Source organism: Ruegeria sp. TASC047, assembly GCF_059612445.1.
On the sequence record NZ_JBXWQP010000044.1, the window covers coordinates 1 to 13,742 of the forward strand.

Here is a 13,742-nt window from a genome sequence, read left to right on the forward strand (position 1 = left end):
CAGGTGCCCAAAGGTCTTCCTATCAGCCATCGCACTGGCGGCCACCGTCATCTATTGGCTATGAGTCCTGACCCTAGTAGACCTTCGCTTAACGCTACCGTTTTCGTCGGTCCATACGATTTCCCAGATTTCGTTTTCGGGCCGCTTGCGCAGCCGGAAATCAGGCTGATGAGTGGATGAAGAAACGTAGTTTGTAAGCCGCAAATGTTCCATGTTCTCTGAACTCTGTTGATTTTTCATGCCATTTTGGCACGAAGAGCTTCATTCAAGGAGGTTGTGAAAAAGCGACAAGGCTATGATCTTTAATGCTTTTATTGGTCGGAGTGAGAGGATTCGAACCTCCGGCCCCTGCCTCCCGAAGACAGTGCTCTACCAGGCTGAGCTACACTCCGACCGTGGCGGGTGATCTATACGCGGCTTTGCCGATGCGCAAGAGGATTTTGAGAAGCGATCATCCTAATCTTCCGTCTTTGGATCGGTAACGGACGGGCTAAACAGGTCACGCGACTCTCATGGCAGCGGATCCGTTTTGTACAGACGGATCTTGGTGCCTCCGTGGTCCACGACCGGACCGGGCGCCAGCAAAGGCAGGCGGGTCGCCCGAGCCAAAGCCGGAGCGCTGGTCACAATCCCAACACGCCATCCTCGAAACCGGCTCATCAAAGATTTACCCAAGGCTCCGTAGACAGAGCGCAGACGCTTTTCATCTCCAATTCGCGCCCCGTAGGGAGGGTTCACAATGACCAGCCCGGCGGGTCCCGCAGGGGGTTTGATGTCACTGACGGAAAGCTGTTGAAAACGCGTGTTGGCGTTAACCTGCGCTCTATGGGCGTTGGCTGTTGCGGCTTCGATAGCTCCGGCGTTGCGGTCAGAGCCACAGAAGGTGAGAAAACACTCAGCGACCTCTGACTCGCTGCGCATGTCTTGCCAGCGGTCAGGGTCGAAGCCCGCAAGGTTTTCAAACGCAAAACTGCGGGACCGACCAGGGCGCAGCCCCAGGGCAATCTCGGCGGCTTCGATCACGAAAGTACCCGAACCGCACATCGGGTCCAACACCGGTTCATTGCCGCTAAAACCGCAGTCACGCAGAAACATGGCTGCCATCGTTTCGCGCATTGGCGCTTTGGCAATTGCTTCTTTATGACCACGCTTGTGCAAAAGCTCTCCAGAACTGTCGACGGAAAATGTACAGATGTCCTTTTCGATTCTCAGCAAGATCCTGACATCGGCGTCGGAAGATATCGGAGCGCCCAGAGTTTCGGATATCGCTTGTTCAACTCTCTGCCGTGCGGCACCGGCATGATATATTCTGGATTTGCGGCTGGTGGCCTCGACTTTGACCGGAACATCGGAGCGCAGGAACTCGCCCCACGGGAATTTGCGCGCACGTTTGTCCAATTGGGCTAAATGCACGGCAGGAAAACTGCCCAGACGAACCAGAACCTTGTTTGCACCGCGTAAGGTCAGGTTGGCGCGCCAGACCTCGGACCACGAACCACGGCAAATGACACCCCCTGGAATCGTCTTGACCTGAGCGAACCCGTTGGACTGCGCCTCGGCACAGAGGGGGGCTTCAAGGCCCGGGGTGGCAATCAGAAAGATTTCGAAGTCTGTGTCTTTTTTCATTCCGGTTGCTTACACTGGAAGTTCAGCGGGCGCGACACGCAATTTTGACCCGTATTTTTGGCCATCTTGAGGGAAAACTCCAAGATTTTGCAGTTTGATCTTAACTTTCGGCGGTAACAGGTTTGCGTTTGCGGGCATCCGCGCGTAAAGGGTCCGTGATCAGAAATACGCCTGCGGAATTTGGACCCGTTTCGACGCTTTTGCGATGGGCACCGGAAAAAACCGCGTTATTGCATGACCCCTAAAGGGTGTCGGCAGGGCTGGCGCAGGAAAGAGGCTTGGAAGAACGTAGCGGCATGCAAACTTTCAAACTTAAAAAAGGGTTGGACCTGCCAGTGGAAGGCGCTCCCGACCAAACCATTCATCCGGGTCCGGAATATTCGACCGTTGGCGTTCTGGGTGGGGATTACATTGGCCTGAAGCCAAAGATGCTGGTGCAGGAAGGTGATAGTGTCGAGCGGGGTACGCCGCTCTTTTGTCACAAAGATGCGCCTGACGCGATGATGGTCGCACCGGTGACTGGTAAGATTGTTGCCATCAACCGGGGTGCCCGCAGGGTGTTGCAGAGCGTCGTCATCGAAGTGTCCGACACCAATGACACGGGCTTGGATTTTTCGAGCGTGGGCGATGCGCATAGCGCCGAAGGCGTGACTGCAAAACTGTGCGCCGCTGGTCTATGGACTTCATTCCGCACGCGGCCTTATTCGAAAACGCCGGAACCCGGTGCCAAACCGAACGCGATTTTCGTGACAGCCATGGACAGTGACCCATTGGCGGCTGATGCCGCCACGATCATTGCCGAGGCACCCGAGGCCTTTGCCGCTGGGTTGGCAGCAATCAGCAAGCTGACCGAGGGCAAAACCTATCTTTGCCAGAAACAAGGCGACACGATCCCCGGCGCGGATGTTGCCGGTGTCGAGGCCGTGGCGTTTTCCGGTCCACATCCATCTGGTTTGGCCGGAACGCATATTCACTTCCTCGAACCGATTGCGGGGGAAAAGCGAGTCTGGACTATCGGTTATCAGGACACCATCGCGATTGGCCGCCTGATGCAGACCGGGCGTCTGGATCCGAGTGTTGTGATCGCCTTGACCGGGCCCGGTGCGCGTCAGCCGCGTTTGATCCGCACTGTGATGGGCGCGTCCACGGACGACTTGACACGAGGTGAAGTAAGTGTGGACGGAACGCCCCGTATTATCTCGGGTTCGATCCTGTCGGGTGAGCATGCCGACGGTCCGACCGCATATCTGGGGCGGTTTGCCCGTCAGATCTGTATCATCCGAGAGGATCACGATCAGATTCCGATGGGCTGGATCCGACCAATGCCTTCCAAGTATTCCGTCCAGCCGGTATTGGGCTCGGCCTTTTCCAGGAAACTCTATGCTTTCACGTCCAACCTGAACGGTGGCCGCCGTGCAATGGTGCCAACAGGCGTGTTCGAGGAGATGATGCCGCAGGATTACCTGCCCACACAATTGCTTCGGGCCTTGCTGGTGATGGATACGGATACAGCACAGGCACTGGGTGCGCTTGAACTGGACGAAGAGGATCTGGGCCTTGTGGGCTTTGCCTGTCCGGCGAAATACGAATACGGGCTGGCGCTGCGCGATTGCCTGAACAAGATTGAAAAGGAGGGCTGATCCGAATGGGATTGCGTAACTTCTTTGACCGGATCGAGCCGAACTTTACCAAGGGCGGCAAGTACGAGAAGCTTTTTCCGATCTACGAGATGGTGGAAAGCTTCATCTACACTCCGAAAACCGTAACCACCGTTGCTCCTCATGCGCGGTCTTACGTGGATATGAAGCGGATCATGACGTATGTCGTGATTGCTACTATTCCGTGCATCCTGTGGGGAATGTGGAACACCGGTTATCAGGCAAACTCGGCCATTTCCGCGCTTGGCCCAGAGTCTGCAACCGGCTGGCGGATTGCAGTTCTTCAGGTTTTTGGCATCTCGCTTAGTCCGGACAGCATTTTTGCCAATGTCATGCACGGGCTTATGTACTTCCTGCCAATCTATATTGTCACGCTGGTGGCAGGCGGTATTTTCGAAGTCATTTTCGCAACCGTCCGCGGGCATGAGGTGAATGAAGGCTTTCTTGTCACTTCGATGCTTTACGCCCTGATCATGCCTGCAACCACGCCTCTGTGGCAGGTTGCTATGGGAATTATCTTTGGTGTTGTCATCGGCAAAGAGGTATTCGGCGGCACTGGTAAGAACTTCCTCAACCCTGCCTTGGTGGGGCGGGCGTTTTTGTATTTCGCCTATCCCGCGCAGATGTCGGGCGATGCAGTCTGGACCCCGGTTGACGGGTTTTCCGGGGCGACGGCTCTGGCTGTTTCGGCTGCCGAAGGCTACCAGGCACTGGCCGCTGACGGTATCACCTGGTGGAGCGCGTTTTACGGCACCATTCAGGGCAGTATCGGGGAAACCTCGACTCTGGCCTGCCTGATCGGTCTGGCCTTCCTGCTGATCACCAAGATTGCCAACTATCGGCTGATTTTGGGATGTCTGGCGGGCACAATTGCGTTCACCTGGCTGTTGAACCTGATCGGATCTGAGACGAACCCGATGTTCGCAATGCCATGGTACTGGCATGTCGTGTTGGGCGGTTACGCCTTTGGTCTGGCTTTCATGGTGACCGAGCCGGTCTCGGCAAGCCACACCAATGTCGGGCGCTATATCTATGGTGCACTGATTGGTGTCATGGTTGTGTTAATTCGTGTGATTAACCCAGCCTTCCCCGAAGGTATGATGCTGGCCATTCTGTTCGGCAACGTCTTTGCACCGCTGATCGACTATTTTGTCGTTCAGGCCAACATCAAACGGAGGGCGCGTCGCCATGTCTGATACGCAATCCCATGAACGCAAGGGCGCGATTGCCCGGTTTCTGGCGGCCTCGCCGGATTCGGTTGGCAAAACGATCTTCATCGCTGTTGCGGTTTGTCTCGTTGCCTCGATGATCGTGTCGGCTGCGGCAGTCAGCCTGCGCCCGGTGCAGGAGGCCAACAAGCTGAAGGACAAGCAGGTCAATATCCTGCAAGTGGCGGGTGTGTATGAACCTGGCATCGATGTCAGTCAGGCCTTTGCCGCGTTCGAACCTCATGTTCTGGATCTGGCGACGGGCGAATTTGCGGACGATCAGTTCGACCCAGCCACCTTTGACGATCTGGCCGCTGCCAGTGATCCGGAATTAAGTGTTGCCCTTGACGATGACCCCGCAGGCATTGGTCGCAAGGCAAAGTATCGGGTCATCTATCTGCTGCGCGACGACAGCGGAGCGTTGGACAAGGTGATCCTGCCGCTGCATGGCTATGGGTTGTGGTCCACGCTTTATGGTTTCATCGCGCTCGAAAAGAACGGCAACGACATTTTCGGCCTGCAATTCTATCAGCATGGTGAAACGCCAGGTCTGGGTGCTGAGGTGGACAATCCGCGTTGGAAGGCGTTGTGGAGCGGCAAGAAACTGCATGATGACGCGGGCGCCTTGCAGATCACCGTCGCCAAGTCACAACCAGCGGCCGGGCCTGAGTTTTTCGTAGATGCGCTGGCGGGCGCGACCCTGACATCGCGCGGGGTCGACAACCTTGTGAAATTCTGGATGGGCGATGCGGGTTACGCGCCGTTCCTGGCCAAGTTGCAAGCAGGAGAGATCTGATGTCGCAGACCAAGAAAGAGCTGCTAGTCGACCCCCTTGTCGACAACAACCCGATCACCTTGCAGGTGCTGGGTATCTGTTCGGCACTGGCTGTAACGTCATCACTGCAAGTGGCCTTTGTCATGGCCATAGCGGTGACGTCGGTGACGGCGTTTTCGTCGATGTTCATCTCGATGCTGCGCAACCAGATCCCGGGCTCGATCCGGATCATCGTGCAGATGGTGATCATCGCCTCGCTGGTGATCTTGGTGGATCAAATCCTCAAAGCTTATGCTTTTCAGATTTCCAAGACGCTGTCGGTGTTTGTCGGCCTGATCATCACCAACTGCATCGTAATGGGCCGCGCCGAGGCATTCGCCATGAAGAACCCGCCGGTGGCGTCGTTCATCGACGGTCTGGGCAACGGCATGGGCTATGGCCTGATCCTGATGCTGGTGGGCATCATCCGCGAGTTGTTCGGATCGGGCAGCCTGTTCGGCGTTACGATCCTGCAAACGGTCAACAATGGCGGTTGGTACGTACCCAACGGCCTGTTGCTGCTGCCACCTTCGGCGTTTTTCGTGATCGGCCTGCTGATCTGGGCTTTCCGCACGTGGAAGCCGAACCAGGTCGAAGAACGTGAATACAAAATCCAGCAGGTAGAGGCGCACTGATGGAAGGGCTTATCTCTCTGGCCGTGAAGGCGGTCTTTATCGAAAACCTCGCGCTCAGCTTTTTCCTTGGCATGTGTACCTTCATCGCCGTGTCGAAAAAGATCTCGACTGCCATCGGACTGGGAATATCAGTCATGGTGGTGCAGGCGATCACCGTGCCCGCCAACAACCTGTTGTTGTCCTTCCTGCTGAAACCGGGCGCATTGGCATGGGCCGGGTTCCCGGATGTGGATCTGACCTTTCTTGGGCTGATTTCCTATATCGGCGTTATCGCAGCGATGGTTCAGATCCTCGAGATGATCCTCGATAAGTATTTCCCGCCGCTCTACAACGCGCTGGGGATCTTCCTGCCTTTGATCACTGTGAACTGTGCCATTCTGGGTGGTTCGCTGTTCATGGTCGAACGCGACTATAATTTTGCCGAGGCGACCACCTATGGCATCTCATCCGGTTTTGGCTGGGCGCTGGCGATCACCGCGATGGCAGGCGTGCGCGAAAAGCTGAAGTACTCGGATGTGCCGGACGGGCTTCAGGGGCTGGGTATCACCTTTATCACCGCCGGGTTGATGGCGATGGCCTTTATGTCCTTCTCAGGCGTGAAACTGTAAGGGGGGCGAGAGAATGGAAACCTTTTCGCTCGGCGTTGCCCTGTTCACCCTGATTGTTCTGGCGCTGGTGGCCATCATCATGGCTGCACGTTCCAAGCTGGTGTCGACCGGCGACGTCAACATCACCATCAACGGTGAAAAGACTATCTCGGTTCCTGCGGGTGGCAAACTGCTGCAAACATTGGCGGCCGAAAAACTGTTTGTTCCGTCAGCTTGCGGTGGTGGTGGTACCTGTGCCCAGTGCCGCGTGAAAGTGCATTCGGGTGGCGGTTCGATCCTGCCGACCGAAGAAAGTCACATTACAAAGCGCGAAGCATCCTGTGGCGACCGTCTGTCCTGTCAGGTAGCGGTGAAACAGGACATGGAAATCGAGGTTCCAGAAGAGGTCTTTGGCGTCAAGAAATGGGAATGCACAGTTCGCTCGAACGACAACGTTGCGACCTTTATCAAGGCCCTTACGCTGGACCTGCCCGAAGGCGAGGACGTGAATTTCCGTGCCGGGGGCTACATCCAGATCGAAGCGCCTGCTCATCAGTTGAAATACACTGATTTCGACGTGCAGGAAGAATATCGCGAGGATTGGGATCGCTTCAATCTGTGGCAATACGAGTCGGTTGTGAACGAACCTATCGAGCGCGCCTATTCGATGGCCAACTATCCGGATGAAAAGGGCATGATCATGCTTAATGTTCGGGTAGCTTCACCGCCTCCGGGCTCAGAAGGAATTCCTCCGGGTCAGATGTCATCCTACATCTTCAACCTGAAGCCAGGCGACAAAGTCACAATCTCGGGTCCATTTGGCGAGTTTTTCGCACGTGAAACCAAGAAGGAAATGGTCTTCATCGGTGGTGGCGCCGGTATGGCACCGATGCGCAGCCACATCTTTGACCAGCTCAAACGCCTTGAGAACCGCGACCGCAAGATCAGTTTCTGGTACGGTGCGCGGTCCAAGAAAGAGATGTTCTTTGTCGAGGATTTCGACCAACTGGCGGAAGAGTTCGACAATTTTGAATGGCATGTCGCTCTGTCGGATGCCCAGCCCGAGGATGAATGGAAAGGCTATACCGGCTTCATCCACAACGTTCTGTTCGAAGAATACCTCAAGAACCACCCTGCACCCGAGGATTGTGAATACTACATGTGTGGGCCGCCAATCATGAACCAGTCGGTTATCAACATGCTGCTGGATCTGGGCGTGGATCGCGAAGACATCATGCTCGACGATTTTGGCGGGTAACTAAAGTAACCGGCGCTGTGTGCGCCGGTTTTTTTCATTCCGGCGCCAGATCGACCTATTTTCCGTAGTAGTCCCGATACCAGGCGACGAACTGCGCGATACCGTCCTTCAGGTCGGTCTGCGGGCGATAATTCGTCAGCCGCTGCAGCAGCCGATTGTCAGCCCAGGTGGCATGAACATCGCCCATCTGCATTGGCATGAAGTTTTTGACCGCTTTCTGGCCAACAGCCTTTTCGATGGCTTCTATGAAATCCATCAGACGCACCTTGTCTCCGTTGCCAATGTTGACGATGCGGTACGGTGCAACGGGCGACAAGCTGTCACCATCTTCGATATCCGCGCGGCTGGTCGGGCGGACCGGCGGAACATCGATCAGCAACCTGATCCCACGCACAAGGTCTTCTACATGCGTGAAGTCGCGATACATGTCGCCATGATTGTAGATGTCGATTGGTCTGCCATCCAGTATCGCAGCGACGAATTTGAAATAGGCCAGATCGGGGCGCCCCCAAGTGCCGTAAACGGTAAAAAACCGAAACATGGTGGTCGGCAAATCCCACAGATGGGCATAGGAATGCCCCATCGCCTCATTCGCCTTTTTGGTGGCGGAGTAGATCGTCAGTTGGGTGTCGGCTTTTTCTGTTTCGATGAACGGCATGTCCTCGTTTGCACCGTAGATTGATGAGGTCGACGCCATCAAAAGGTGTTCCACTTTATGTTGACGCGCGATTTCCATCACATTGAACGTGCCCACAACGTTCGACTCGATATAGCTGCGAGGATATTCAAGGCTGTGCCGCACGCCTGCCTGCGCGGCCAGATGGACGATGACATCGGGCTGAAACTCCTCAGCGACCTGCACAAGACGGTCAAAGTTTTCCAAACGGTCTTCAGTTGCCGTAAATCCCGGGGTTTGAAGCAGTATCTGATGTCGACGCTGTTTCAGGGTCACATCATAATAGTCGGTCATCCCGTCATAGCCATGTACCTGAAACCCTTCTGCCAGAAGCAATTTGGCCAGATGGAATCCGATGAACCCGGCAGAACCTGTAATCAAAACTCGTTTCATAAAACCCTCAGAACTCACTGCAAATTCATCGCTGATCGAAAGACGTTGATCCTATCATCAGATCAACTGCTTGCGAACATCCTGCGGGCCATATCGGACAATCTAAGGCTCGTGGTCAACACTTTGCCTACTCAAACAGTTGTTGATTGCGACCACTACGCAGGGCGGGTAGGGATCAAATGCCATGATAAAAGACTGGATCAGACGGCGGTTCCAATCCGCGGCGAAGGAAAGCACCAATGCGATGCCATGCGACGTGGCACCCGCGGAAAAGGTGACAGCTGTCGGTGATATTCACGGCCGTCTTGATTTGCTTCAGGCGGTTTTGCCACGACTCGACGATCAAAGCCCGCTGGTCTTTCTGGGCGATTACATCGATCGGGGGGCATACAGCGCGCAGGTACTGCGGCATTTGCATCACCTGAGTGAGGCGTCAGACGGGCGGGTGCAATGCCTGCTTGGCAATCACGAAGAGATGCTGCTGCAATTTGTAAACGACCCGGAACGATACGCCAGGCTTTGGTTTCATAACGGCGGAGCGGAAACTTTGGCATCTTTCGGTCTCGAATGTCCCGACGAGTTGGACAGTGGCAAGCATCTGCCTGAACTGGCAGAGCGTCTGCGGCACAAGATGGGCGACAGCTTGCTGGACTGGCTTGCAAATCTGCCGCTGACCTGGACCAGGGGCAACGTCACCTTTGTCCACGCGGCACTTGATCCGCGGCAATCCATTCAATCCCAGGATCGCCAGATCTGTCTTTGGGGTCATCCGATGTTTCCGCGGCTTGCACGCAGCGACGCGCAATGGGTTGTTCACGGTCATACTATTGTAAGCCACCCCCAGGTTAGAAACCGGGTTGTGTCGATCGATACAGGTGCCTTTGCCTCAGGCAGATTAACTGCCGCTGAAATAGACGGCGGCAGTGTCAGGTTTTTTTCAACCGGTTGAAACTATCCTACGATCATCTGCTTCATGCGAAGCGCTTCATACTCCAATTCCCTCAGACGGAAATGCACCACGTCACCGATAGTGATGACACCGCACAAATTGCCATCACGCAGAACCGGCATATGGCGGAAACGCCCTTCGGTCATGGTTTTCAGCACGTCATTCAGCAGATCGTCAGGTGTGCAGGCCTTGACCTCCTTGGTCATCAGGTCTTCGACCGATTGCGGCAAGGTCTGTCCCGGTGTGTCAGCCATGCGCCGCACGATGTCACGTTCCGACAGGATGCCTTGCAAGGCCCCGTTTTGATCCGTCACCAAAACGGCACCGATCCGCTTTTCCTTGAGCGTGTTGACCACCGAATGGATGGTATCGTTTGGTCGCACCGAAAACACCGCGTCCCCTTTTCCCTCAAGCAGTTTGGCCACGGTGGTCTGCGAGTGCGACAAGTTCGATTCTGCCGATTGGCTGTAGGTCGTCTTGTCTGCCTTGTCGCCGCGTGTTGGTGACTGGTAAGAGGTTGGGGCCATGGGCAATCTCCTTATGGTTCTTGCAACGTCTTTCCCTTTCACCTTAGCGCAGCTAAACGACCTGTATAGGGTGCAATTGCTCGAATGCGCGAAATCTGTGGTCAACAAAGGACGATCAAGCTTGTGAGTGAACTCTATCTTACCCCACCCGTAGCCGCTCTGATCTTCTTTGTGGTCGTCGTGTGTGGTCACAACTTTCGCATGGTTTGGAAACAGCAGGCACCGGGATGGCAGAAGCGGGCGTGGCTGTTTGGGCTGCCAGCAGGAATCGGCCTGTTGATGCTGGGTTTCTTACCTCTAAAGCTGTGATGTGGATTTGACTCTGGCAGAGGGCGCTGGCATATGCCGGGCACAGAATTTCCCGGAGCTCGCCCCATGCGTCTTTTGCCGTCAGTGGCCCTTGTTGCCTTTCTTTCCGGTTGTCTCTTCGACAAAGAACCCGAAGTGGTCCGCCTGTCCGGCGAAACAATGGGGACAACCTTTAATGTCACCGCCATTGGCGACGATCTGGACGAGAGCAAACTGGCAAACTCGATTGAGAAGACACTGGCAGAGGTCAATGCCAAGATGTCCAACTGGGATCCGAAGTCCGAGGTCTCTGAGTTTTCGGCCTCGAACAGTACAGATCCGATATCTGTCTCGGATGAGTTCGCTTTGGTCATCGCGGCGGCCAACGACGTACACGAAAAAACCGACGGCGCGTTCGACGTAACGCTGGGGCCGCTTATCGAGCTATGGGGTTTTGGCCCCCGCAAGCCTGAAGATCCAGTGCCCTCGGACGCCGAAATCGAAACCGCTCTCAGCGGCGTTGGACAAAGCCGTTTGCTGACACTCGACACCGACGCCGGCACTCTTGCGAAATCTGACGCCAGTGTGGGTATCAACCTGTCGGCTATTGCCAAGGGCTATGGCATCGATGCGGTTGCTGAAACTTTGCATGATGCAGGGATCGAGAATTACCTGGTTGAGATTGGTGGTGATCTGGTCGCACAAGGCCAGAACGAACAGGGTGAAGCCTGGCGGATCGGTATCGAAAAACCGGAGACCGGCAGTCAGAGCATTCAGTTGATCGTGTCGCTGAATAACCGGGGTATGGCCAGCTCGGGCGACTACAAGAATTACTTCGAACATGACGGTGTGCGCTATTCGCATATCATCGATCCGACCACTGGTCGCCCGATCACGCACCGGACAACCTCGGTCACGGTTCTGGCGGAAAACGCGATGATGGCCGATGCCTGGGCTACTGCGATGCTGGCTTTGGGTCAGGAAAAGGGCCTGAAACTGGCAGAAGAGCATAAACTTGCCGTGTATTTCATCTCACGGGATGTGACAGGCGGCGATGAAGCCTATATTACGGCGCACAGCACAGCGTTCAAAGACGCTTTGGGTACCAACTGACAGGTAGGAACCAAGATGAGCACTTTTATTCTGGCCTTCATTCTTCTCGCCCTCGTCATGGTTGGTATGTCACTGGGCGTTATGCTGATGGGCAAGACCATCAAAGGCAGTTGTGGCGGCCTGAACGCTATTTCCGGTGCTGATAAGTGCGTTGTCTGCCAGAAAGACGTGGACCCCGACAGCCCGTTGCGCGATCAACTGCAATGCAAGCGCGCCAAGAAGATGCTGGAACAGATGGAACGTCAGGCCTGAAGAGAAGTTTTGCTTCGCTCTGTGGGTGGAAATGCTAACTAGGTCTCCGTAAGGTTTGGGGAGCATTGCGTTGGCCAAGGCAAAAAATATCCTGTTCATCATGTTCGACCAGCTGCGCTGGGATTACCTGAGCTGCTACGGGCATCCACATCTGCACACCCCCAACATAGATCGGCTGGCCGCCAAAGGTGTCCGTTTTGACAGGGCCTATATCCAGTCACCAATCTGCGGCAGTTCGCGCATGTCCACCTATACAGGGCGCTATGTGCATTCTCACGGCGCGTCGTGGAACGGAATTCCGTTGAAAGTCGGCGAGATAACGATGGGTGATCACCTGCGTAAGGCGGGGATGGATTGCTGGCTGGTCGGCAAAACCCATATGCGTGCAGACGCCGAAGGGATGGCGCGGCTTGGTCTGGAACCTGACAGCTTGATAGGTGCGCGCGTCGCCGAATGTGGGTTTGACGTATATGAACGGGATGACGGTATGCTGCCCGAAGGTCCGGATGGGTATTATGACCCGGACGGGGCAAAGGAATACAACAAGTTCCTGAAAGCAAAGGGGTATGAGAGTGACAATCCCTGGCATGACTTTGCCAATTCCGGACTGGATGCGGATGGGAACGTTCTGTCTGGCTGGTTTCTGAAGAATTCACCCGAAGCCGCGAATATTGCCGAGGAAGACAGCGAAACGCCCTATCTGACCGGGCGCGGGATCGAGTTCATGGAAACGCATGATGGCCCGTGGTGCTGTCATCTGAGCTTTATCAAGCCGCATTGGCCGTACATCGTACCGGACCCATACGCCTCGATGTATGGGCCGGAACATGTGTTGCCTGTGGTGCGATCCGAGGCGGAACGTCAGAATGCGCATCCCGTGCTCAAAGCCTTCATGGACACAAAGATCGGCCAGACCTTCTCGCGGCAGGATGTGCGTGAGGCGGTTATCCCGGCCTATATGGGGCTGATCAAGCAAGCCGATGATCAGATGGGCCGCCTGCTGGACTGGATGGAGAGAACCGGGCGGATGGAAAACACGATGATCGTGTTGACATCAGACCACGGTGATTTTCTGGGCGATCACTGGATGGGGGAAAAGACCTTTTTCCACGACGCCTCAACCAGAGTGCCGTTGATCATTTATGACCCGTCGCCCGAGGCGGACGCGACACGTGGCACTGTCAGCGATGCGCTTGTAGAATCCATCGACCTTGCACCGACCTTTGTCGATGCGGCTGGTGGGGAAGTGGCGACGCATATTCTGGAAGGTCACTCCCTGCTGCCCATCCTTTATGGGGAGGTGGACACGCTGCAACGCGATGTGGTGATCTGCGAATATGACTACTCGGCTTCGCCAATCGCAAATGTTTTGGACATGCCGGTCCGCGATGCGGTGATGTTCATGGTCGCAAGTAAGAAATGGAAACTGATCCATTGTGAAGGTGGGTACCGGCCAATCCTGTTCGATTTGGAGAACGACCCTGATGAGTTGAACGATCTGGGTGACAGCGCCGAACATGCCGGTGTAATCGCCGAAATGTACGAGCACCTGTTCGCCTGGACGCGGCGGGCGTCACAGCGCACGACCCGGTCCGAGCAGCAATTGATTGAAATGCGCACCAAAAGCCGGGGCAGGGGTGTTGTTCTGGGCGTTTATGATGAAAACGATGCGCCGCTGGATCTGACAGTCAAATACCGCAATCGCAGGGCGCACCCTTTCCAAAGCTATCTGAAGGACTAACACCTCTGTGTTGGTTA

The 13,742-nt window shown here is 55.4% G+C and carries 14 protein-coding genes and 1 tRNA gene; 11 read left to right on the top strand and 4 right to left on the bottom strand.

Annotation, left to right across the window (positions count from 1 at the left end; all coding sequences use genetic code 11):
* Window positions 1-315: 315 nt before the first annotated feature.
* Both AC2FLO_RS16915 and AC2FLO_RS16920 read right to left on the bottom strand, forming a co-directional pair.
* Window positions 316-392 (bottom strand) — tRNA-Pro (locus AC2FLO_RS16915).
* A gap of 118 nt (window positions 393-510) precedes the next feature.
* A complete protein-coding gene (locus AC2FLO_RS16920; protein ID WP_496754368.1) occupies window positions 511-1,626 on the bottom strand; it encodes a THUMP domain-containing class I SAM-dependent RNA methyltransferase in 1,116 nt (371 codons plus the stop codon).
* Between the two features lie 296 nt (window positions 1,627-1,922).
* On the opposite strand from AC2FLO_RS16920, the gene AC2FLO_RS16925 reads away from it, so the two are divergent.
* The 6 genes from AC2FLO_RS16925 to nqrF are packed head-to-tail and all read left to right on the top strand — an operon-like array spanning window position 1,923 to window position 7,786.
* Complete coding sequence (locus AC2FLO_RS16925; RefSeq protein ID WP_496754370.1) at window positions 1,923-3,266, top strand: Na(+)-translocating NADH-quinone reductase subunit A; 1,344 nt, start codon at window positions 1,923-1,925, stop codon at window positions 3,264-3,266.
* 5 nt (window positions 3,267-3,271) lie between these two features.
* Window positions 3,272-4,480: an NADH:ubiquinone reductase (Na(+)-transporting) subunit B gene (locus AC2FLO_RS16930; RefSeq protein WP_496754371.1), complete on the top strand. Its 1,209-nt coding sequence runs from the start codon at window positions 3,272-3,274 to the stop codon at window positions 4,478-4,480.
* Window positions 4,473-5,288, top strand: a complete 816-nt coding sequence (locus AC2FLO_RS16935) for a Na(+)-translocating NADH-quinone reductase subunit C (protein WP_496754373.1) — start codon at window positions 4,473-4,475, stop codon at window positions 5,286-5,288. The genes AC2FLO_RS16930 and AC2FLO_RS16935 overlap by 8 nt, the downstream gene beginning before the upstream one ends.
* A complete protein-coding gene (locus AC2FLO_RS16940; RefSeq protein ID WP_267365754.1) occupies window positions 5,288-5,941 on the top strand; it encodes an NADH:ubiquinone reductase (Na(+)-transporting) subunit D in 654 nt (217 codons plus the stop codon). Before AC2FLO_RS16935 ends, AC2FLO_RS16940 begins: the two co-directional genes overlap by 1 nt.
* A complete protein-coding gene (gene nqrE, locus AC2FLO_RS16945) occupies window positions 5,941-6,549 on the top strand; it encodes an NADH:ubiquinone reductase (Na(+)-transporting) subunit E (protein ID WP_209507136.1) in 609 nt (202 codons plus the stop codon). Before AC2FLO_RS16940 ends, nqrE begins: the two co-directional genes overlap by 1 nt.
* A 13-nt stretch (window positions 6,550-6,562) precedes the next feature.
* The gene (gene nqrF / locus AC2FLO_RS16950; protein ID WP_496754375.1) at window positions 6,563-7,786 is read left to right on the top strand and encodes an NADH:ubiquinone reductase (Na(+)-transporting) subunit F; all 1,224 of its coding nucleotides are present in this window, start codon (window positions 6,563-6,565) and stop codon (window positions 7,784-7,786) included.
* 55 nt (window positions 7,787-7,841) lie between these two features.
* On the opposite strand, the gene AC2FLO_RS16955 is transcribed toward nqrF, so the two are convergent.
* Entirely contained in the window at window positions 7,842-8,855 is a 1,014-nt protein-coding gene (locus AC2FLO_RS16955; RefSeq protein WP_496754377.1) for an NAD-dependent epimerase/dehydratase family protein, read from the bottom strand.
* Window positions 8,856-9,039: 184 nt separating this feature from the next.
* Here AC2FLO_RS16955 and AC2FLO_RS16960 point away from each other — a divergent pair, with 184 nt between their 5' ends.
* A complete protein-coding gene (locus tag AC2FLO_RS16960) occupies window positions 9,040-9,804 on the top strand; it encodes a metallophosphoesterase family protein (protein ID WP_496754379.1) in 765 nt (254 codons plus the stop codon).
* A gap of 2 nt (window positions 9,805-9,806) precedes the next feature.
* Here AC2FLO_RS16960 and AC2FLO_RS16965 read toward each other — a convergent pair whose 3' ends face one another.
* Window positions 9,807-10,331: a CBS domain-containing protein gene (locus AC2FLO_RS16965; RefSeq protein WP_496754381.1), complete on the bottom strand. Its 525-nt coding sequence runs from the start codon at window positions 10,329-10,331 to the stop codon at window positions 9,807-9,809.
* A gap of 123 nt (window positions 10,332-10,454) precedes the next feature.
* On the opposite strand from AC2FLO_RS16965, the gene AC2FLO_RS16970 reads away from it, so the two are divergent.
* From AC2FLO_RS16970 to AC2FLO_RS16985, 4 genes are all read left to right on the top strand, one after another.
* Entirely contained in the window at window positions 10,455-10,640 is a 186-nt protein-coding gene (locus tag AC2FLO_RS16970) for a hypothetical protein (protein WP_496754382.1), read from the top strand.
* A gap of 66 nt (window positions 10,641-10,706) precedes the next feature.
* Window positions 10,707-11,732, top strand: a complete 1,026-nt coding sequence (locus tag AC2FLO_RS16975) for an FAD:protein FMN transferase (protein ID WP_496754384.1) — start codon at window positions 10,707-10,709, stop codon at window positions 11,730-11,732.
* Between the two features lie 15 nt (window positions 11,733-11,747).
* Entirely contained in the window at window positions 11,748-11,984 is a 237-nt protein-coding gene (gene nqrM / locus AC2FLO_RS16980) for a (Na+)-NQR maturation NqrM (protein WP_298849225.1), read from the top strand.
* Between the two features lie 70 nt (window positions 11,985-12,054).
* Entirely contained in the window at window positions 12,055-13,725 is a 1,671-nt protein-coding gene (locus AC2FLO_RS16985) for a sulfatase-like hydrolase/transferase (protein WP_496754386.1), read from the top strand.
* Window positions 13,726-13,742 lie beyond the last annotated feature (17 nt).